This window comes from Streptomyces sp. 8L (genome assembly GCF_020176795.1).
Lineage (GTDB): Bacteria > Actinomycetota > Actinomycetes > Streptomycetales > Streptomycetaceae > Streptomyces.
In genome coordinates, this window is the sequence record NZ_JAIUKE010000225.1 from 1 (window position 1) to 19,794 (window position 19,794).

Genomic DNA, 19,794 nt, shown 5'->3' on the forward strand with positions numbered 1-19,794 from the left:
GAGACGGAGGGGAGGGGAACGGGGAGAAGCGAAGGAGACGGAACGTTCGTTCTCTTAGCCGGATGCACGGCACGCTACGCATGTGTCGAGGCAGAGTCAAACAGAACGTTCGTTCTCTCCCGATGGCCCGCCACTCCCGCGTGGGGCAGCCGCCGCTACGGCCCCTGTGACTGCCGGGCATGGCTGCTACGGCCCCAGTAGCCGCTGAGGCATGGCTGCTATGGCCGCTGCGGTCGGGCCCGGAGCCGGTCGCGCGGGGCAGAACGTTGATTCTCTATAGTGGGGCCATGTCGAAGACCGCCCCGCACCCCCGGGAACGCCTGCTGGAGACGGCGAGCCGGCTGTTCTACAGCGAGGGCATCCACACCGTTCCCGTGGACCGCCTGGTGACCGAGGCTGGCGTCACGCGCGCCACCTTCTACCGGCACTTTCCGGCGAAGGAAGACCTCGTCGTGGCCTATCTGCGGGCCGTCGACGCCCAGTTGCGCAGCGCCGTCGAGGCGGCCGTCGCCCAGGGCGACGCCCGGAAGGGGCTGGAGGAGGTGCTCGGCCTGATCGGCGTGACGACCTGCTCGCCGGGCTTCCGGGGCTGCCACTTCATCAACGCGGCGGCGGAGTACCCCGATGCCGCGGACCCGGTACGTGCCGCGATCGCCGACCACCGCGCCTGGTTCCAGGAGACGGTGACCGGACTCGCCGCGGGGGCCGGGCACCCGGACCCCGAGTACGCGGGGCACGTGCTCGTCCTCCTGCACGACGGCGCACTCTCCGGCGCGGAACTCGACGACCCGGAGGCCGTCCGCAGAACGGTCGTGCGTGCGGGCCGCGAACTCCTCGGCCTGTCCGCGCCCCGGTAGCGGTAGCGGTGCGAGTGGCGGCGGGGGAGGGCCGGCCGGCGGCGCGGCGGTGGCGGTGCGGCGTACGCGCGCTCGTGGGCGCTGCCGCACTCGCCCCGCCTCCGCCGCGGCCGGCGACCAAGCGGCGAAGGTCCGTATGAGTCCGAGGGCCCGTGTGAGTTCGAAGGCCCGCGTGCGTGCGAGGACCTGTGCCTGCTCGAAGGCTCGCGTGCGTGCGAGGACCCGCGCGTGTTCGAAGGCTCGGGTGCGTGCGAGGACCCGCGCGTGTTCGAAGGCCCGCGTATGTGCGAGGACCCGCGTGCGGTCCGGGACTCAGCTCGCCTGCCGCGCCGCTGTCACCTCGGTGTCCGCGCCTGCCGTGCTGAGGGAGCCTCCTGCGGTCTCCAGGTGCGCCCGTACGAACCACTGGAACTGTTCCAGGTCGCGCAGTTGGCCGATCAGCAGGTCTTCCGTCGCGGTGTCCAGCGGGCCGATCTCCGCGATGGCCTTCCTGACGTCTTCGATGATCCCCGTGTAGACGAGGTCGAGAGCGCCGAGGTGGGCGATGGCGTCGGCCCTGCCCACGCTGTAGTCCTCCCACGTGCGCCCGCTGACGAGCGCGCCGGGCGTGCCCTGCGCGATGCCGCCGAGGGCCGCCATCCGCTCGGCGACGTCGTCTGCCATGTCGCGTACGCGGTCGACCTGCGGGTCCAGCATCTCGTGCACGGCGATGAAATGCGGTCCCACCACGTTCCAGTGGACGTGCTTCAGCGTGAGGTGGAGGTCGTTCAGTGCGTTGAGGCGCATTTGCAGGATGCCGATGATCTCGCCTGCCTGCTCAACGCCGATGCCGGGGACGGTGTAACGGGGCGTGTGGTTCTTTGCCACGGGTTCACTCCTGTCGTTCGACCTGCTCTCTCGCTTCCGCCGAGTACCCGGCGTGCCCCGGTTCATGACGTGGCCGGGGTCACCTCCGCCGGATGTGAGGACGGGTGCGAGGACGGGTGTGAGTGGGGGCGCGGGCGCGTGCCGTGTCAGTGGTGGCCGTGCGCGGTCTCCGAAGCACCGCCGAAGAGGCGGGCGACGAGACGGAAGGGCAGGGTCACCACGGTGGCCACGGCACTGCCTGTCGCGCGGAGAATGTCCGCGATCGCCTTGAACACGATGTGGCCTCCTTGACCTGTGTGAGGCGGTGAAGGGACGGTCGCCCTTCCTGTTAGACGGGGCCGCGTACCCCTGATCGGGGTTCCTATCCCTGAGGAGGACGCAGACCGACGATGCGGCTTGGAGGCGCTGCTCGTAGGCGTATCCCGGAGACGCTTCCCAGCGGGGACGTGAGGAACGGTCGTGTGCCGCGCCGTCGGCCGCTGGTCCGGGGTGCACGGCCGGCGCGCGTCGCCGGAGCCGCGCGCCGGGTGGCCCTCAGCCGCCGCTCGGGGCGCGGCTGAGGTCGACCACACAGAAGGCGTTGCCGTCGGGGTCGGCGAGGACCACGAAGTCGGGCTCGGGCGGATACAGGTCCCAGTCCAGCCGCCGGGCGCCCAGTGCCACGAGGCGTTCGACCTCCGCCTCCTGCTCGGCCGTGGTCTCGGCGAACAGGTCGAGATGCAGGCGGGGGCGGGGTTCGACCGGGGAGGTGCTGTGCATGAGGCCCAGTGCCCGTCCCGACCCGTCGGCGTGACAGAGGGTCCTCCACGATGCGCTCTCCCACTCGGGCGAGGCGACCAGGCCCAGCGCGGCGGTCCAGAACTCCACGGCCCGCGGTACGTCGGCCACACCGATCACAGGGATGCCCAGAGTCAGCATGGCGCCAATCTAGGAGTGCGCCCCCGGCAGCCCCGGGCCCTCCCCGGCAGGCCGCGGCACGTTCTGGCCGTACGGGCGCACGCCCGGGCTCGCGGCTGTTTCGGGGCGGGACCCGGCGGTTACCCGGGCACCCGTACGACGTGGCGCCAGGGACCGGACAGAAGGAAGCGACGCGTATGCAGTACGACGCATTCATCGGGCAGGTACAGGCGACCGCGGCGCTTCCGGGCCGGGGAGCCGCCAAACGCGCCGTGCACGCCGTTCTGCGCACGCTGGCCGAGCGGTTGCCCGACGGGACCGCGCGTCACCTCTTCGCGCAGCTCCCCGCCGACCTCGCGGCCGAGGTCGAGGGTGCCGAGGGGCCGGGCGCCGAAACGCTCAAGGGCGGCCCGGCCGCCGAGCGGTTCGATCTGCCGACGTTCAGCGGCCGGGTGGCGTGGCGAAGCGGTGTCTCCGAGGACGTGGCGACCAGGTACGTGAGCGCCGTCTTCGAGGTCCTCGACGCGGCGGTGGCCCCCGAGCTCATGGACAAGGTGCGGGCCGCCCTTCCCAGGGACATCGGGCAGTTGCTCCCCTCCGCCCGGGTCGACGACCCCTCTGAGTGAGCCGCGTCGCGGCGCCGGACCTCGTACGGCGGGACGAGACGGACGTCACGGTCACGCATGAAGACCGGGCGACTGGGTATTCGCGGCGCCGGGACCGGGATGTCCGGCGAAAGCACCACAACCGTGCCTGCGTCCCACCGCGCGGTGCTCAAACCCTCCGCGTGCTCGATGGAGAGAAAGGCATGGAACGGATCATGGGTACCACGGACAGATCTCAGGCGGCGCCGATATACGAACGCCTGGTCTCCGAGGTGGGCGACGTTCCACGGCAGGCGAGCGAGGCCGCGGCGGAGGCCGTGAGGGAAGCGGGTGCGGCCCTGGGCTGGGACCGCGCGGCGACCGGCCCTGTCGCGAGTGCCGCCGAGGCGGCGGCGCCTTCAGGAGCCGCTCCCGCCGGTACCTCTTTCTTCGAGCCGTCCTCGGACAGGAACGAGCCGTCCTCCGACGCTTACCGGTCGGCTTCCGATGCTTTTGGGTCGGCTTCCGACACGTACGGGTCGGCCTCCGGCACGTTCGAGTCGGCCTCCGGCTGGGAGGGCGAAGCCGGCGAGGGGCCGTTCCGGACCTCCTCGGGGGCGGTGCAGCACCAGCCAGATCCAGCAGCACCGGCAGATCCGGCAGCCTTGGCAGATCCGGCAGATCCGGGTTCGACAGCGCAGGGCGCACCGGCCGTTTCGGAGTGGGGGAGCGCGCAAGACGGGCCGGCCGTCCCGGAGTGGGAGAGCGCGCAAGACGCGCCGGAGCCCGCGGACGAGTCCTCCGCCCCGGCCCCCGCGGACCGCCCGGCGCCTGGGGCGTAGAGCCGTGGTGCCGTAAGGCCGTAAGGAGCAAGCGCGGTTTGGCAAGGGGCAGTGGTGGCAACACCGATGAGCATGCCTTTGCCTGCGACACCGCGTACGAATGAGGCCGCCGCGACGGCGGGAACCGGGTGGGACGACCGCCCGGCGGGCCGGGTGGCCGGTCCGCTGGAGGCGTCGGTCAGGGCGCTGGACAGGCTGGCCGAATGGGAGCGGCTCGACCCGCTGATCGGCCCCGTGCGGAAAGCCGTGCGCGCGCTGCCCCTCGGCCGGGGCCGTGACGTGCTCCAGGGCCGCCATCTCGGCCATCCGCTGCACCCCGCGCTCGTGCACACACCCCTCGGCGCGTGGTTGTCGGCGGCCGTGCTTGACGCGGTTCCTGGCAGTTCGCGCCAGAGTCGTGCACTGGTCGGAGCGGGTGTCCTGGCGGCGGTGCCGACGGCGGCGGCGGGCTGGGCCGACTGGGCGGAGCAGCACGAGCAGCAGATGCGTACCGGTCTCGTACACGCCGCGGGCAACACGCTCGCCGTCGGCCTGTACGCCGGGTCCTGGGTGGCCCGTGGCCGTGGCAGAACGGGCTGGGGCCGCGCCCTCGCGTACGCGGGGCTGGCGGTGGTGGGGACTGCCGCTGCGATCGGGGGACACCTGGCGTACCGCCAGGCCGCGGGCGCCAACAAGACCGAACCCGTCCCGCACCTGGTGGCTCCCGGCTGGCAGGCGCTGGCTCCGGTGGCGGAGCTCCCCGTGGGCGAGGCCGTGCGGCGGCAGCTGGGAGAGGTGGCCCTGCTGGTGTTCCGGCATCCGGACGGCCGGGTCGATGTCCTCGCCGACCGGTGCAGTCACCTGTCGGGCCCGCTGTCGGAGGGCCGGGTCCTGGACGGCTGTGTCGAATGCCCGTGGCACGGCAGTGCCTTCCGTCTCTCCGACGGCTGGAACGTGGGCGGGCCCGCGACGGCTCCGCAGCCCTCCTTCGCCGCTCGCACCCGCGACGACGGCACGGTGGAGGTGTGCCTGCCGGGCGCCGGCTGACGCCTTGCCGGACGGCGGCGACCGCAGGGAGACCGTCCCATGGCGCTGCCGTGCTCTCCGGCCTCCTCGGCATCCCGGCCCGGCTTCCCGACGCCCAGCATCCCGGCCCTCGGCTCCCCGGTACAGCAAGACGGCGGCGGCATGGTCCGGAAACGCCGGGGAACCCGGCATCTGCCGGGGGCGGTCGGGTGAAGCCGGCTCGTGGTCCCGCCACCGGGGTGGGACCGGTCCGGATGTGGCCGGCCGCGGGCTCGGCCGACCGGTCGCAGCAGGTGGGGGCCGGAACGGAAGGAGACCGCGCATGACGGCGTACGGGTACTTCCTGTCCTCGGAGGAGTTCGGGCCGCACGAACTCCTCGGCCAGGCACGCATGGCCGAGGAGGCCGGGTTCGAGGCCCTCGCCATCTCCGACCACTTCCATCCCTGGAACGACGAACAGGGCCAGAGCTCCTTCGTATGGTCGATGATCGGCGCCCTGTCGCAGGTGACGTCGCTGCCGGTGACCACGCTCGTCACCTGTCCCACCGTGCGGATGCATCCCGCGGTCAACGCCCAGGCGGCGGCCACGGCCGCGGTCCTCACCGGGGGGAACTTCCGGTTCGGGGTCGGCACGGGAGAAGCGCTCAACGAACACATCCTCGGTGACGCCTGGCCCGAGGCGCCCGAGCGGATGCGGATGCTCGAAGAGGCCGTGCGGATCATCAGGAAGCTGTTCACCGGCGAGCAGATCACCCACCACGGCCAGCACTACACCGTGCAGAACGCGCGCCTTTACACACGTCCCGATGAACCGCCGCCGTTGTACGTCTCCGGGTTAGGGCCCCAGGCGGCGGCGCTGGCGGGCCGGATCGGGGACGGGTTCGTGACGATGTCGCCGGACGAGGCCCTGGTCGAGGCGTTCCGCGGGGCCGGCGGCGGCACCAAGCCCGTGATCGGCGGGCTCAAGGTCTGCTGGGACACCGACCGCGACCGCGCGGTCAAGACGGTGCACCGCCTGTGGCCCAACGAGCAACTGCCGGGCGAGCTGGCACAGTTGCTGCCGACGCCGGAACACTTCCAGCAGGCGGACACCCTGGTCACCGAAGACATGGTCCGCGGGGCCGTCGTCTGCGGCGACGCGGTCGACGAGCACGTCGAGGCCGTCGGCGCGTACGCCGACGCGGGCTTCGACGAGGTCTACGTCAACCAGATCGGCCACGACCAGACACACTTCTTCGACTTCTACCGCACCAGAGTTCTGCCGCGCCTCCGCGACCGCGACGCGGCACATTGACGCGCCCGTCCTGGGCCAGGACCGGTGTCACGGGGCCCACGGACGCCGCAGTGGGAATGCCCGGAGGGCCCAGGTGACGGAAACTGGCCGCGCACACAACGAAGAACCGGGACCACCACGAAGGAGGACATCACCATGCCGGCAGGATCGAACCGCAAGCGTGAGCGGCAGTACGAGCACATCAAGGAGGGCGCCGAGAAGCGCGGCACCTCCGAGGGCCGGGCGGAGGAGATCGCCTCGCGCACGGTCAACAAGCAGCGGGCGCGTTCCGGGGAGGCGAAGTCCGCGAGCAAGACGTCCACCCGCGACCCGAAGTCCGCCTCACAGCGCGGTGGGCAGCGCTCTCACAGCGGTCCTGGCGGTCCCACCAGGGACCAGCTCTACGAAGAGGCCAGGAAGAAGAACATCGACGGCCGTTCCTCGATGAACAAGGAGCAACTGCGCAAGGCCGTCGGGCGCTGAACGACGCAGGCCGCGCCCTGGGAGCACACCGCGCCGATGACAGATGAGAGAAAGAGGCCATCATGCCGCGTGCCGCGCTGTTCGATGTCGACGGGACGTTGGTCGACAGCAACTACCTGCATGCCGTGACCTGGTGGGAAGCGCTGCGGCAGGCCGGCCGGCCGGTACCGATGGCGGACATCCACCAGGCCATCGGCCTCGGCTCGGAGGACCTGCTCGCACACCTGCTCGATTCTGACGACGGTGCCGGTGCCGGTGCCGGTGCCGGTGCCGGTGCCGATTCCGATGCCGACGGAGACGCCGACACCGACGCCGACACCGACAGCAGCGATGGCGACGGCGACGGCGGCAGCGATCGCAACGCCGCAGTCAGCGCGGCGCACAAGGCCCTGTACGCCACCTTCTTCGACCGCCTGCGGGCCTTCGAAGGGGCCGCCGACCTGCTCAGGGCCCTCGCGGCGAGGGACTGGCGCGTCGTACTCGCCACCTCCGCCGGTGGTGCGGAACTGGCCGCGATGCGCCGGGCCATCGACGCCGACGACGCGCTCATGGCGGAGGCGCGCGCCGACGAGGTGGATGCGGGCAAGCCCGCGCCCGACCCCGTCGAGGAAGCCCTGAGGCGGGCGGGCGTCGCGGCGGAGGACGCCGTGTTCGTGGGCGATTCCGTCTGGGACATGGAAGCGGCGTCCCGGGCGGGCGTGCGTGCGATCGGTGTCCTGTCGGGCGGCATCGCCCGGACCGCCTTGGAGGCCGCGGGCGCCGACGCCGTCTGCCTGAACGTCGGGGAGCTGCTGGCGAATCTCGACGCGAGTCCGTTCGGCGCCGCGTGACACCCGCGCTCCAGGGGGCACACGGAGGGGCGGGACGAAGAGCGGCGCGGGCGCGGGAGTGCCGGGCGACGCCATGGCGGTCACGGACGGGCAGGTGGGGTCGGCATGGCAGGAGAGAACGGCGGTGGAGCGACGTACTCCGGTAGCGCGGCTCCGGGCAGGGACGAGACACCGGAGGAGCGCGCGGACCGGCAGTGGGCCGAACTCCTCCAAGAACTGCGGGTCGTGCAGACGGGGGTGCAGATCCTCTTCGGGTTCCTGCTGACCGTCGCGTTCCAGCAGCGGTTCGGCGGACTGTCCGACAGTGAGCGCACGTTGTACATCGTGACCGTCGCCCTCGGCGCGGCGACGACGGGGGAGCTGGTGGGGCCCGTCTCGCTGCACCGGATGCTGACGGGGCGGCGGTTGAAGCCGGAGACGGTGGTGTGGGCGTCCCGCCTCACGGTGATGGGTCTGGTTCTGCTCGTCTGCACGATGGCGGCGGCGCTGCTGCTCGTGCTGCGCGTGGCGGGCGGCAGCACCGCGGCCACATGGATCGTTGCGGGGATGGTGGTGTGGTTCGGCGTCGCCTGGTTCGTCCTCCCCGCGGTGGCGCGCCACCATGCCGTGGCCCCCAAGGACGGCCGCTGAAAGGGCGCGGCTCGCGTCCGTTGTGTTCTGCTCGGTGCGCGCTCGTGCCTTCGGTGTGCATCGGGTGATATCCGCTGTGTGGTCCGCGTCGCCGAAAGCCCTCGCGGGTTCAGCCGGCCAGTCCCCAGAAGGGCCCGTGCAGCCCCACCTCCGCGAAGTAGGACGCCGCCGAGACCGGGTCGCGCCGTACGTATCCCCGCTCCATGCGTCCCGCGTACCAGCCGCGGGCGAGCCGCCACAGCGTGGCCAGATCCATGACGTAGCCACGGGCCGCTCCCGTGGCGCCCAGCCAGGTTTCGACACACTCGGTCGAGCAGAACAGGCGCTGGTTGGCGCAGGTGTGCACGACGTCGTCCCAGATCCGGCGGACCGGGGTGAGGAAGTGGGCCACCTGCTCGCCCTCCGGCGCGGTCCGGGTGCCCACCACCCACGCGTGCGCGGCGCCGCAGGCCGGGCAGCGGGTGGCGACCAGTACGTCAAGCTCCCCGTCCAGGAGGTGGGGGATCGCGAAGGAGTCCCAGGCGCAGCCGCCCCACCACAGCGTGCGCCTGCCCATCACCGAGAAGCCGAGCGGGACCGAGGCGAACGGGTGGGCCATGACGATCCGGTCGCGGTCCCGGCCGTCGAGGACCACGTCGTGGTGGTCGTGCAGGATCTCCAGGGCGCGGCGCGCCTCGTCCGGCGTCACACCGGCCGCGCGGGCCAGATCCCCCGGGGCAGGGGCGTCGCCGGTACGCGCGAAGTGGGCGTAGACCGCCACCCGGACCGCTTCCGTGGTGGCTGCGGCCCCCGCCGGGGCGACAGGGTCGTTCATGTCCGTACTCCTTGGTGAACGTGCTGGCCGTTGCGCGGTCGAGACTGCCTGCCGCGGCCGGGGAAGTCTTGAACGCTGGTGCGGCACACCGCACCGCACGGCGTCCGGCGTCTGGTGCGGCACACTGGACGGCATGGGCATGCCTTCCGTCGCCGCCGAGCGTGCCGCCTACTGGCGGGTGGGCGGTCTTCCGCTGGAGGCCATGCAGGCCCGCTTCCAGGACTTCGCCTATCCGACGCACTCCCATGACACCTACTCGTTCGGGGTCACCGACGAGGGTGCGCAGTCCTTCGTGTGCCGAGGGCAGCGGTGTACGAGCGCACGGGGGCGCGTCATGGCCTTCAACCCCGACGAACCGCACGACGGCCACGCCGAGGGCGGCAACGGCTACCGCTACCGCATGCTCCACCTCCACGAGGACCTCGTCCGCGGAGTCCTCGCGGACGCCGCGGAGGCCGGGGCCGGGCTTCCGCTGTTCCCCGACCCCGTCGTGGACGACCCCCGCCTGGCCCGCGCCCTCGCCCGGCTGCACCGCGCGATCGTGGACGGCGAACCACGGCTCGTCGTCGACGAGCGGCTCGCCGTTGCGGTCCTCGGCATGACCGTGCACGCCGCCTCGCGCCCGGCCCCGGCCGCCGAGGACCCGCGCCGGACGCCCGGCGGTGCCGCCGCACGCGTACGGGCGCTCCTGCGGGAACGCTTCACCGAGGACATCGGCGCCGGGGAACTGGCGCGGGTCGCCGGGTGCAGCCGTTACGCCCTGTACCGCGGCTTCCGCGCCGCGTACGGGTTCGCGCCCAGTGACTACCAGCGCGACCTGCGGCTGCGCCGCGCCAGAGCGCTGCTGGCAGCCGGCGCCGCACCGGTGTCGGCCGCGGCGGACTCCGGCTTCACGGACCAGGCGCACCTCACCCGCTGGTTCACCCGCACATACGGCATCACCCCGAGCGCCTACCGCTCGGCCCGGCACACCCCGCACCCGTAACGAGTTCCGCGCATCGCGTCCGGAGGACCGGGCAAGGCCGTTCGTGACTGCCGTATCAATGCGATGGCATCGGAGCCCCGTACGCCTGCGGCGCCGAACACGGAAGGGGTCAATTCCGCTCTCCGGCCGATGCGCCGGATTGTTTTCCGAAGCGCCGTCAGGTCCGCATCGGGTCCGTGCACGGCGCTTCTCCGTTTGCCGCCCCGCGGCCCGTTCCCGCTATCGGTCCCTTTTGAGATCGTGCGCGAGTGCGGCGTAGATGTACTCGCTGCCCCAGCGGTCGCCGTCCAGGTCGTTTTCGACGAGATGTGCCTCCCTGCGCATTCCCAGGCGCTCGCAGAGGCGGACCGAGCCGGTGTTCTCGACGTCGAGGCGGGCGAACAGCCGGTGCACACCGAGTGTGTCGAAGGCGGCGGCGGCCAGTGCCCCGGCGGCCTCCCACGCGTAGCCGTGTCCCTCGTGGGCCGGGTGCAGTGTCCATCCGATCTCGGCCTGCCGGGACCGGGCGTCGGCCAGCCTCAGCGAGACCTCTCCGACGACCCCCGGCTCCTGGCGGCGGCAGATCGCCAGGGAGACCTTGTCGCCTTCGGCGCCCCACGAGGTGACCGCGGACCGCTCGGCGGCGACCGTCGCGCATATCTCCCGCGTGTACGGGGGCCGGTAGAGGTAGCGCGCGACGCTGGTCAGCCCCTGGTACGCGAACAGGTCCTCGGCATCGTCCGGAGTGAACAGCCGCAGCGACAGCCGGTCGGTCGTGAGCGGGACGAAGGCCGTGATGTCCACGTGGGCTCCTGTGTCTGCAACAGCGCGGCGGCACCGCGCCCTTCGGATGGGCCAGGGGCGATTCTTGGATACCCATGAGGGATGCGCAACGCAGGCCGGGCGAGGTGCCGACGGAGCGGACGGGCGCGCCTTTCGCCGCATGCGCTGAGAACGAGCATTTCCGGGCGCCGCGAGCCCCTTCCCGCTCCGGGCGCATGCACCGGGAGGAGCGTACGGTTGCGGCGAAATCCGCCGTCGGCGCGCGAGCGGATTCCATGTCGCGTACCTCTGTTGCGGCCGAGCAATTCCGGTGGACGGGAGCCCGGCAGCTGAACTGGCCCCTCGCGTACGGGATTCCGGGCCATGGGCGCCCCTGAGTGAGGGGTGTGTCGCCTGGCGCCTCTTCGCTCGGGCCTGCCTCTCTGTTGTTCGCCAAGCGAGGCAGGGGGCGCTCGGGGGCCCGCCCCGGGAAGGGGCTCCTGCGGCGCGCGGCTAACGGTCCACGACACCCGTGATGTGAGTGACGAGCACGATGACAGTGACACTCCCGGGCCCGCCCGGGAGGCGGCGGCCGACTGCCGCCCTGACGCTGTCGCGTACGTCCCGTGCCGTGTCCAGGGCCCGGCGGTCCTCCTGGAGGACACACCGGATCTCCAGGTGCCAGGCACCGGTTCGGCGGTCGCGCTGGGCGCGTACGCCGGCTTCCGGAGGCGGGGTGGTCGGGCCGGGACCGCGCACGCGGTACGCCGCGCCCGCCAAGGACCGGCGCAGACCCGGGTGCAGAGCGGCCACCCCGGGGACGGCGAGCGCCGCCCCGGCGGCGGTCCGTGAGACGTCGGCCGCGTCGAGGGAGCTCACCGCGCGCCCTCGCTCTCGGCGCCGTGGGACAGCAGGGCCCCGGCCGGAAGGATGTCCTCCCGCCCCAGAACCGCCACGATCCGCATGTCGATACGGCCCGGCGCGATGCCGACGCGCCGCCGGGCCGCGTCGGCCACGGCTCCCCGTACCGCGGCGGCCCGCTCCGGCAGGGGCGTGTCGAGGGTGACGGCCAGAGCCATGGCGATGTCCACCCGGCGCCCGCCGCCGGTGTCCGGTACGAGTCGGCAGCCCGCGGCTCGCACGCCCGGAACGCTGTCGGCGGCCCGGCGGAAGACGGCAGCCGCCGCGCTCCGCGTGACGCGCAGTCCGCGGTCCTGGTCATCGAGGGGCAGCGGCCGCCCGAGCCGCCCTTCGGCGCGCACCGCCCGCATCACGTGGTCCGCTACGGTCCCGTCGGCGGGCCGCTCCCTCCGTAGTGCGAGAACGGCCGCGTCCAGTGCGGCAAGCCCCGCCACCGCCTGCCCGCAGTAGGGGCATCCGGCCGTATGGGCGTCCGGCGGGCCCGCGACGTCGCGCGCCTGCTCCCAGGCCTCGCCGAGCAGGCGACCACAGGGCAGGCGCACCGCTCCCACCGGACGGGCGGCACCCATGCGTGGGGCCGAGGCCCTGCCGCCGCCCGCGGTCGCGGCCTCCCGCTCGTCTACCGCCATGGGGCCATCTCCTCCATGAGGTTGCACCGCGCCCGGAACAGCCTGCCCCGTACCGTCTGTTCGCTCGTGCCGACGGCCTGCGCGATCTCCCCGTACGAGAGTCCCTGGAGCTCCCGCAGTATCCAGCAGGCCCGCTGGTCGGCCCGCAGTTTCCGCAGCGCCCCGGACAACGCGGCCTTCGTCGCGGCGCTCTCCGCGGCGCGCGCGGGCTGGCCCCCGGCGTCGAGCGTGGCGGGCTCCGGAACCGCGTCGAGCGGCTCGGCGGGGACCCGCCGACGCAGCACGCTCAGGCACCGGTTGGTGACAATGCGGTACGTCCAGGTGCGGAACGTCGCGTCCCCGCGGAAGTCCGGCAGCCTGCGCCAGGCGCCCACCAGCGCGTCCTGCACGGCTTCCTCCGCGTCCGCGCGGTTGCCCAGCATCCCGTGGGCCAGTGCCAGCAGCGGCGAAGTGTGCCGGTGCACCAGGATCGCGAACGCGTCCTCGTCACCGTCGGCGGCCCGCGCGACCAGCAGTTCGTCGTCCAGACGAGGCAAGTCCCCGAGGCCGCCGAACCCCTCGGGGCCGCCTATGTCCTCGGCGCCGCCAGGATGCCGGGGATCGTCCGCGCCGTCCTTCGCGCCCGAACCTGCGGGGCCGTCCGCGCCGCCGCGAGCCCGCTCGGGGCCGGCCACGTCCTCCGTGTGGCCAGTGGAGCCCGAGCCGCCGGCGCGATCGGTGCGGCCGGTGCGGTCAGTGCGGCTGGAATCCGGCGGTGCGGCCCCGGCGCCGCACCCGCGCCTCCCGGGAGCGGGACCGCGTCCGGCGGGAGGGCGCGTGTCCGGCCGCTGGACGAAAGAGTCGCCTTCCGGCACCCGCACCGCGCCTCGCTTCCCGGAGTCTCCTCCCGGGAGCGCTGCGCCGGTCCTGCCGTAGGCGTGCGCGCCCGGGGCATTGGTCCCCGAGCTCATTTCCAGCGTACGTGATGTACACCACAAAAAAGCGTGAGGTTTCCGGCTCGCGTGCGTCTAACGAAGTGAGGGCGCTGAACGGGCGTCCCCATCACCGTCCAGGAGGGCGTCATGACGCAGACGACAGAACGCAAGGCCACCGGCTCCACCGGCTCCGCCGGCTCGGCCGGAGATGAGAAGACGCAGCCCCAGAGCCGCGGCCGTACGACCATCGCGGACAGCGTGGCGGAGAAGATCGCCGGCATCGCCGCCCGGGACGTGCAGGGAGTCCACAGCCTCGGGTCGGGCATGGCAAGGACCGTGGGAGGCGTCCGCGGCCGGATGTCCGGAGGCCGCCCCAGTGTGACGCAGGGCGTGAAGGTCGAGGTCGGCGAGAAGCAGGCGGCGGTCGACCTGGACGTCGTCGTCGACTACGGGGCGCCCATCCCCGATGTCGTGGCGGACGTGCGCGCCAATGTCATCTCGGCGATGGACCGCATGACCGGCCTCGAAGTCGTGGAGGTCAACGTCGCAGTGGACGACGTCGACCTGCCGGGGGACGACGAGGACAGCGGCAAGGACGCCGACCGCGTGGAGTGACGGCGGCGGGACCTGACCTGCCCGCGACCCCGGCCCGAGGGGCGGCGCCCGGCAGCGGGCGACGACATGCCGTCCAGTCGCGGGCCGCGCACACTGATATGAGGAGACGGAAAGGCCGCGCGGCAGACGGGCGCGCCATAAAACCCGATGAAACCCTCGAATTCCCGGGCGCGTGCCCTCATTTTGTCGCGGGAAACCGTCTTGCCGTCCCGGTGAAGACCGATGCAGCAGCGGAGATGAGGAGAAATGGCACGAACGCAGGAGCTGCCCGGCCTCGGTGAGGTGATCACGCGCCTTCTTCGCGAGGAGGGATCGCGCTCGTTCGACGCCGCCGTCGGACGCCTCGCGCAGGGGGCGAGCGGGGCGCTGACGCATATGACCGATCAGCTCGCCGATGTCGCGGAGAACGACGGGCGCACGCGCCGCCCCGGTGGGAGCCGAGGCCCCGGCGGCGTCTCAGCGGTGGCCTCACTGCTCGGGCTCGGCCAGCCGGCGATGAAGACACTGGCCGCCGGAGTGGCCAAGGACGCCGCGAAGGGCTTGGCGGGCGGAAAGGCCAAGGACGCCGCGAAGAGCCTGACGGGCGGAAAGGCCAAGGACGCCAAGGGCAAGGCGTCGGAGGCGGAAGGGGATTCGTCCGGTGGCGGCATCAAGCCGGGCGACACCAAGGTCACCAGCATCATCGAGGTGCTCGACATCGGAGTCCCGCTGCGGAGGGTGTACGACTATTGGACGCAGTACGAGGAATTCGGAGATGTCGTCAAGGGCGTGCAGAGCGTCACCAAGGATGACGACATCACCAGCAAATGGAAGGTGAAGATAGCCTTCTCGAACCGTGGTTTCGAGTCCACTGTCCAGGAACAGGTCCCCGACAACCGGATCGTCTGGACGTCCGAGGGCTCCAAGGGTTCCACGAACGGCGCTGTCAGCTTCCATGAACTCGCCCCGGCTCTCACACGGGTCGTCGTGGTGGTCGAGTACTACCCGTCGGGCTTCTTCGAGAAGACGGGAAACCTGTGGCGGGCCCAGGGCCGGCGGCTTCGGCTGGACCTCAAGCACTTCCAGCGCTACGTGACCCTCACCCAGGAGGAGCCCGAAGGCTGGCGTGGAGAGATCCGCGACGGCGAGGTCGTGCGGACGGACGAAGAAGTGCGGGACGAGGAAGAGAGCGCCCAGTCCGAGGACGACGGCGGGGATGACGACGACGCCGACGACGAAGTGACCGACGACGACCAGGAGCCCGAGGACGAGTACGAAGACGGGGACGAGTACGAGGACCGGGACGACGACGAAGAGTACGACGACGAAGACCGGGACGAAGAGTACGACGACGCGTACGAGGACGACGAAGAGGACGAAAGGGCGGCGGCCCGCTGACATCCGGCGCCGGGTGCCGGCGCGTGCGGACCGCACACCGCCCGGCGGGAGCCGCGATCGGCGCAGGCTCCGACTGGGAGAGGAAGGACACGGTATGCAGCGGCACTTGCTCGGCATCTATCTCAACGACCACCTGGCCGGCGCTACATACGGGGCCGCGCTCGCCCGACGCATCGCCCACCAGCACCGCCGCTCACCGGGCGCGGCCGACCTGGAGCGCCTCGCGGAGGAGATCGCGCAGGACCGGCGCACACTGCTCCAGATCATGGACACGCTGGACGTGCCGGTGCGCACCTACAAGGTCTACGGGGGCATAGCCGCGGAGAAGATCAGCCGCCTCAAGCCGAACGGAGTGCTGTACCGGCGTTCCGGGCTGAGCGAGGTGATCGAACTGGAGACGCTGCGCCTCGGAGTCGAGGGAAAGTCGCTGATCTGGCGCACGCTGCTCGCGGTGGCCTCCGAGGAGGAGCGCCTCAGTACTTCCCAACTCGACGGTCTGCTGCAACGGGCACGGGATCAGATCGGCACCTTGAGCGAACTGCGGCTCGCGAGGGCGCAACGGATCTTCGTCACCGGGCCGGAGACGTCGAGTGAATCGCACAGCACGGCGGCGACCGCCTGATCGATCGCCGCCGCCCGCCTCTTCCCTCGACTCTTCCCGCGACCGACCTCCTGAGCACCCTCACTCACGCACGTTCACTCGCGGTATCACCCTTCACCCGCGTCGCTTACGTCCTTCGCTCACGTCGCTCGCGCGTTCAGCCGCGGTCGCCGCGGGAAGTACGGCGTCGCTGGCGCGCGTTCAGTCGCGGTCGCCGCGGGAAGTACGGCGGGGACGGGGAGAGGCGGACCGTGCCGTCTCACCTGCGCTCCGCGCGGACTCGCCCGCGCTCCTCGCGGAGTGCTTCGCGGAGGCGGCCTTCTTGCCGGGCGCCGGGGCCCTCTTGGCAGGCTTCGCCTTGTCGGCCGCCGGGGCCGCTCGCCTCGCCGCGCTCTTCTTCACGGGACGTTCCGCCCGCTTGGCGGTGTTGCGCTTCCTCGCGGCCGAGCGGGCCGGCCTCGTCGTCGCGGACTCGTCGGCATCGGCTGCGTCGGCCGCTCGCCGACGACGCCTGGCGGGCCGCTCCTCCGACTCCTCGTGCTCGGGGGCATCCTCATCGTCCTGGTCCCCGTCGCCCTGGCCTTTGCTCCCGCCCGGAAGGCGGCTGCTGATTTCGTCCGTGATCGACCCCATTCCCCGGCCGACCACCGAGGAGAGAGCCTGCCGAGCCGCGTCCAGGCCCTCGGTCCTCACCTGCTCCTCAAGTTCGGAGACCTGTGGCACCGCGCGCAGCCGCCGCACGCCCTGGGCGGCCAGCCGCTGCGGATCGAGGCCGAGCCGGCGCCCGAACAGCAAGGTCGCCGTCGTCAGAGCGAGCCGGCCCTTCTTCGTGCGGCCCAGAATGTAACCACCCGCGATCGCGATGGCGAGAGAGGTCTTGGTTTCATCGTCCATGAGTAAGGCACCTGCCTTTTCACAAGATCGCGCGGCCCGGACAGAACCGCTGCTCGGCAGCGACGGCCGCCGCCCCCACCCGCACCACGACCCACACCACGGGGGCGTCACTCAGCACGGTGCGGCTGCTCGCTTCCCGTACCTCCACTCTGCGCGGGGTGGTCGGATGCTGCCAGTCGTTCCCGGGGCGATGGCGGAGCCGCCCGCTCGGGCCCGCCACGAGCCCGAGCGGGGCCCGCGGTCGCGGCCCGAGCCGTGACCGCGCGCCCCGCGCCGGGCGGCGCCCGCGCCGCACCTGGGCGCCCGGCCGGTGCGCCGGCTCCCGGTGTGCGCCGGGAGCCGGGGCGGGATCAGCGTGGCGACCACTGGCCGTAGTCGTCGGCCGTCGCCACGTTCAGGTCGCAGCCCACGCCGCCGATGGTCTGCTGGGCGCCCTGGCGGATCTGGGCGCGATGGTCCCACTGGCCGCCCGACCAGGCGGGGGTCTGCCAGGCCCAGTGGGCCTTCTTCGCGTCGAGCGCGCGCTTGACCGGGTAGTAGCCGCCGTAGATGCCGACCCGCTCGCGGCCGATCACACCGGCGGCGCCGTCCAGGTAGGCGTTGATGTGGTCCTGTTGGCCGGGTGTCGCGTCGAAGTCGACCGCGAAGTAGATCGGCCGGTCCTGCGGCATGCCGAGGGCGGCCGCCTGCTGTTCGGCCTTCTTCGCGTCGGCGGCGCCTCCCTTGCTGCCGGAGAGGGCGCGCTTCGCGCCGGCTTCCCACACCACGACGCAGGCCACACCGTGCGAGGACAGGTCTTTGGCCTCGGCCTTGCTGAGGTTCTTTCGATGGTCGTCGCTGAGGTAGCGGCAGGCGAATTTCTTGCCCGCCGCCTTGAGCGCCGCGCCGCCCGGATGCGTCCAGGCGTAGTCGACTCCCGCGATACCGGACATGGTTGATACCTCCCGTTTCTCACCCCCCGTGACGGTCTCGCTGCTCTGGGCCATGTGCCCGGCCAGGGTGAGGCGGAACGTTCCGGCCCGGGGGCGCGTCGGGGCACTTGCCGTAGTGTGCTGCGATGCTTCGCAACCTCTATGTCACCGACCTCGGCTACGAGGCCGCGGGCCGCCGCTACTGCGACGAGGACATCTGGCTCTCCGGGCGGCTGCGTGACCGGGGCTTCACCGTCGCGCTCTGCCATCCGCTCGACGCCGCGAGCCTGATGGGGGACTTCGATCTCGTCCTCGTACGCAACAGCGGTCCCGTGGTGCACTACCGGGCGGCGTACGACGCGTTCCGGGCCGAGGCGGCGGCGCGGCGGGTGCGGGTCGTGAACCCCCTCACCGGCCGGGGCGACATGGCGGGAAAGCGCTACCTGGTGGACCTGACGCGCGCCGGGTTCCCGGTCATCCCGACCGTGGACAGGGCCGCCGATCTGGCGCTGCTGCCGGACGCCGCCGAGTACGCGGTGAAGCCGGTCGACGGCGCCGACTCCCTCGGCCTCGCCTTCGTCGCCCGGGAGGACCTCGCCTCCGTGGACATCGAGGGGATGCTCGTCCAGCCCCGCATACCGTTCCGCTACGAGGTGTCCTTCTACTTCGTGGACCAGGACTTCCAGTACGCCCTGTACGCACCGGACCCCGCGCGCCGGTGGGCGCTCACGGCGTACGAGCCGAGCGGCGAAGACCTCGCCTTCGCGCGGCGGTTCACCGAGTGGAACGCGATCGGCCACGGCGTCCAGCGCGTCGACGCCTGTCGCGCCCCTGACGGCGCGCTGCTGCTGGTCGAACTGGAGGACCTCAACCCGTATCTCTCGCTCGACCTCGTGGACGCGTCCACGCGCGAGGCGTTCACCGACCGGCTGGCCGCCTCCCTGCACGCCGCGGCCGCCGCGCCGCCCCCGGCCGCCGGACACGCCGTCAGCGGCTGACGACGAGGACCTTGCCCGGAGGGCCCGACCGCACCGCCTCGTACGCCTCGGCAGCCTCGGCCAGTTCGAACATCCCGCCGTCGGCCACGAGGGGGGGACGGCGCACCGCCAGGTCCAGAGCCTCGCCCACCAGCCGCCTGAGATGGTCCACGCCGTCCAGACCGGCGCCCGCGCCGCCGAACTTCGTCACGAACACGCCCTTGTCCATCAGGTCCATGAGGTCGACCCGTGGCAGATCGTCCGCCAGGTCACCGTAGTTGACCAGGCAGCCGCGCCGGCCGAGCAGAGCGAGACTCGTCCGGTACGTCGGCCCTCCCACGGGGTCGAACACGGCCGCCACACCCGCACCGCCCGTGTACGCGGCAACCGCCCGCGCCACGTCGCCCGCGCTCCGGTCGACGGTGTGCGCCGCGCCCGCCGCCCTCGCCGCGGCCGTGCGGCCGGGTCCTGAGGCGATGCCGATGACCTCCGCACCCCCCTCGGCGAGCACCGCCGTCAGCATCCGGCCGACCGGGCCCGCCGCGCCCCACACCACCGCGGAGCGCCCCTCCAGGGGCACGACGTCCGCCAGGAGCGAGGCGGTGAGGCCCGCGCTCGCCACCCGTGCCGCGGCCGTCAGCTCCAACGCGTCCGGTACGGGCACCAGCAGCGCCCTCGGCAGGACCGCCAGGTCCGCGCACGAGCCCGCCGCCGGCGTCCAGCACACGCGCTCGCCGGTGCCGACGACCGTCCCGCTGCCCTCGTAGCCCAGCGGAACCGGCCAGGTCAGGCCCTGTGCGTAGGGCCCGCCGCGCAGGGCCAGGACCTCCGACTGATTGACGGCGGCGGCGGCCACCCGGACGAGTGCCTCGCCGGGGCCGGGCTCGGGGAGGTCCGCCTCGACCACCTCGACCACCTCGCGCGGCACGCCGGGGCGGCTCGCCCGCGCCATCCGCCGCCAGGGCCTCCCGCCTTGTTCTGCCGCGTCTGTCGCGTCCTCCGCGCCTCGCCCGTTCCCGCCGTGTCCCGTCATCGCCCGCCCCCGGCCGCTCGTCGGGGGGGCCGCCCCCCCCCCGCCCGCCCCCCCCGGCGGGGGCCCGCAAGCCCCAGCGCGGGGGGTGCCGCGGGGTTGGTTTTTGTTAGGCGG

At 72.5% G+C, this 19,794-nt stretch carries 23 protein-coding genes; 12 read left to right on the forward strand and 11 right to left on the reverse strand.

The window, feature by feature from the left end; all coding sequences use genetic code 11:
- The first annotated feature begins 287 nt into the window (after positions 1–287).
- Positions 288–857 (forward strand): TetR/AcrR family transcriptional regulator, encoded by a 570-nt coding sequence (locus LCE31_RS19590; RefSeq protein ID WP_225015898.1) that lies wholly within the window; start codon positions 288–290, stop codon positions 855–857.
- A gap of 312 nt (positions 858–1,169) precedes the next feature.
- Here the strand turns inward: LCE31_RS19590 and LCE31_RS19595 are convergent, their stop codons facing one another.
- From LCE31_RS19595 to LCE31_RS19600, 3 genes are all read right to left on the reverse strand, one after another.
- A complete protein-coding gene (locus tag LCE31_RS19595) occupies positions 1,170–1,724 on the reverse strand; it encodes a Dps family protein (RefSeq protein WP_225015900.1) in 555 nt (184 codons plus the stop codon).
- 146 nt (positions 1,725–1,870) lie between these two features.
- The gene (locus tag LCE31_RS40470; RefSeq protein WP_308042271.1) at positions 1,871–1,999 is read right to left on the reverse strand and encodes an LPFR motif small protein; all 129 of its coding nucleotides are present in this window, start codon (positions 1,997–1,999) and stop codon (positions 1,871–1,873) included.
- 259 nt (positions 2,000–2,258) lie between these two features.
- Positions 2,259–2,642 carry a VOC family protein gene (locus LCE31_RS19600; RefSeq protein ID WP_225015902.1) on the reverse strand — a complete coding sequence of 128 codons (384 nt, stop codon included), beginning with the start codon at positions 2,640–2,642 and terminating at the stop codon, positions 2,259–2,261.
- 176 nt (positions 2,643–2,818) lie between these two features.
- On the opposite strand from LCE31_RS19600, the gene LCE31_RS19605 reads away from it, so the two are divergent.
- The 6 genes from LCE31_RS19605 (at position 2,819) to LCE31_RS19630 (ending at position 8,268) form a co-directional block, all read left to right on the forward strand.
- A complete protein-coding gene (locus LCE31_RS19605; RefSeq protein WP_225015904.1) occupies positions 2,819–3,247 on the forward strand; it encodes a DUF2267 domain-containing protein in 429 nt (142 codons plus the stop codon).
- 872 nt (positions 3,248–4,119) lie between these two features.
- Complete coding sequence (locus LCE31_RS19610; RefSeq protein ID WP_225015906.1) at positions 4,120–5,073, forward strand: Rieske (2Fe-2S) protein; 954 nt, start codon at positions 4,120–4,122, stop codon at positions 5,071–5,073.
- A 301-nt stretch (positions 5,074–5,374) separates the two neighbouring features.
- The gene (locus tag LCE31_RS19615) at positions 5,375–6,346 is read left to right on the forward strand and encodes a TIGR03557 family F420-dependent LLM class oxidoreductase (RefSeq protein ID WP_225015908.1); all 972 of its coding nucleotides are present in this window, start codon (positions 5,375–5,377) and stop codon (positions 6,344–6,346) included.
- 135 nt (positions 6,347–6,481) lie between these two features.
- A complete protein-coding gene (locus LCE31_RS19620; RefSeq protein WP_225015909.1) occupies positions 6,482–6,808 on the forward strand; it encodes a plasmid stabilization protein in 327 nt (108 codons plus the stop codon).
- Between the two features lie 62 nt (positions 6,809–6,870).
- Positions 6,871–7,638, forward strand: a complete 768-nt coding sequence (locus LCE31_RS19625; protein ID WP_225015910.1) for an HAD family hydrolase — start codon at positions 6,871–6,873, stop codon at positions 7,636–7,638.
- A 105-nt stretch (positions 7,639–7,743) separates the two neighbouring features.
- Entirely contained in the window at positions 7,744–8,268 is a 525-nt protein-coding gene (locus tag LCE31_RS19630) for a DUF6328 family protein (RefSeq protein WP_225015911.1), read from the forward strand.
- A gap of 109 nt (positions 8,269–8,377) precedes the next feature.
- Here LCE31_RS19630 and merB read toward each other — a convergent pair whose 3' ends face one another.
- Positions 8,378–9,082: an organomercurial lyase gene (gene merB, locus LCE31_RS19635; RefSeq protein ID WP_225015912.1), complete on the reverse strand. Its 705-nt coding sequence runs from the start codon at positions 9,080–9,082 to the stop codon at positions 8,378–8,380.
- A 133-nt stretch (positions 9,083–9,215) separates the two neighbouring features.
- On the opposite strand from merB, the gene LCE31_RS19640 reads away from it, so the two are divergent.
- Positions 9,216–10,067 (forward strand): AraC family transcriptional regulator, encoded by an 852-nt coding sequence (locus tag LCE31_RS19640; protein WP_308042273.1) that lies wholly within the window; start codon positions 9,216–9,218, stop codon positions 10,065–10,067.
- A gap of 219 nt (positions 10,068–10,286) precedes the next feature.
- On the opposite strand, the gene LCE31_RS19645 is transcribed toward LCE31_RS19640, so the two are convergent.
- From LCE31_RS19645 to LCE31_RS19660, 4 genes are all read right to left on the reverse strand, one after another.
- Positions 10,287–10,850 carry a GNAT family N-acetyltransferase gene (locus tag LCE31_RS19645; protein WP_225015913.1) on the reverse strand — a complete coding sequence of 188 codons (564 nt, stop codon included), beginning with the start codon at positions 10,848–10,850 and terminating at the stop codon, positions 10,287–10,289.
- Positions 10,851–11,321: 471 nt separating this feature from the next.
- A complete protein-coding gene (locus LCE31_RS19650; protein ID WP_225015915.1) occupies positions 11,322–11,687 on the reverse strand; it encodes a hypothetical protein in 366 nt (121 codons plus the stop codon).
- Positions 11,684–12,358: a hypothetical protein gene (locus LCE31_RS19655; protein WP_225015917.1), complete on the reverse strand. Its 675-nt coding sequence runs from the start codon at positions 12,356–12,358 to the stop codon at positions 11,684–11,686. The genes LCE31_RS19650 and LCE31_RS19655 overlap by 4 nt, the downstream gene beginning before the upstream one ends.
- Positions 12,349–12,930, reverse strand: a complete 582-nt coding sequence (locus LCE31_RS19660; protein ID WP_308042274.1) for an RNA polymerase sigma factor — start codon at positions 12,928–12,930, stop codon at positions 12,349–12,351. Before LCE31_RS19660 ends, LCE31_RS19655 begins: the two co-directional genes overlap by 10 nt.
- Positions 12,931–13,419: 489 nt before the next feature.
- On the opposite strand from LCE31_RS19660, the gene LCE31_RS19665 reads away from it, so the two are divergent.
- The 3 genes from LCE31_RS19665 (at position 13,420) to LCE31_RS19675 (ending at position 15,886) form a co-directional block, all read left to right on the forward strand.
- Entirely contained in the window at positions 13,420–13,887 is a 468-nt protein-coding gene (locus LCE31_RS19665; RefSeq protein ID WP_225015919.1) for an Asp23/Gls24 family envelope stress response protein, read from the forward strand.
- A gap of 246 nt (positions 13,888–14,133) precedes the next feature.
- Positions 14,134–15,264 (forward strand): SRPBCC family protein, encoded by a 1,131-nt coding sequence (locus LCE31_RS19670; protein ID WP_225015921.1) that lies wholly within the window; start codon positions 14,134–14,136, stop codon positions 15,262–15,264.
- 94 nt (positions 15,265–15,358) lie between these two features.
- Positions 15,359–15,886: a hypothetical protein gene (locus tag LCE31_RS19675; RefSeq protein ID WP_225015924.1), complete on the forward strand. Its 528-nt coding sequence runs from the start codon at positions 15,359–15,361 to the stop codon at positions 15,884–15,886.
- Positions 15,887–16,066: 180 nt separating this feature from the next.
- On the opposite strand, the gene LCE31_RS19680 is transcribed toward LCE31_RS19675, so the two are convergent.
- The gene (locus LCE31_RS19680) at positions 16,067–16,759 is read right to left on the reverse strand and encodes a histone protein (protein WP_225015926.1); all 693 of its coding nucleotides are present in this window, start codon (positions 16,757–16,759) and stop codon (positions 16,067–16,069) included.
- 350 nt (positions 16,760–17,109) lie between these two features.
- Positions 17,110–17,691: a glycoside hydrolase domain-containing protein gene (locus LCE31_RS19685; RefSeq protein WP_225015928.1), complete on the reverse strand. Its 582-nt coding sequence runs from the start codon at positions 17,689–17,691 to the stop codon at positions 17,110–17,112.
- A gap of 125 nt (positions 17,692–17,816) precedes the next feature.
- Between LCE31_RS19685 and LCE31_RS19690 the strand changes: the two genes are divergently transcribed.
- Complete coding sequence (locus LCE31_RS19690; protein ID WP_225015930.1) at positions 17,817–18,668, forward strand: hypothetical protein; 852 nt, start codon at positions 17,817–17,819, stop codon at positions 18,666–18,668.
- On the opposite strand, the gene LCE31_RS19695 is transcribed toward LCE31_RS19690, so the two are convergent.
- A complete protein-coding gene (locus LCE31_RS19695) occupies positions 18,658–19,599 on the reverse strand; it encodes a zinc-binding dehydrogenase (protein WP_225015932.1) in 942 nt (313 codons plus the stop codon). The genes LCE31_RS19690 and LCE31_RS19695 overlap by 11 nt on opposite strands.
- Between the last annotated feature and the right edge of the window lie 195 nt (positions 19,600–19,794).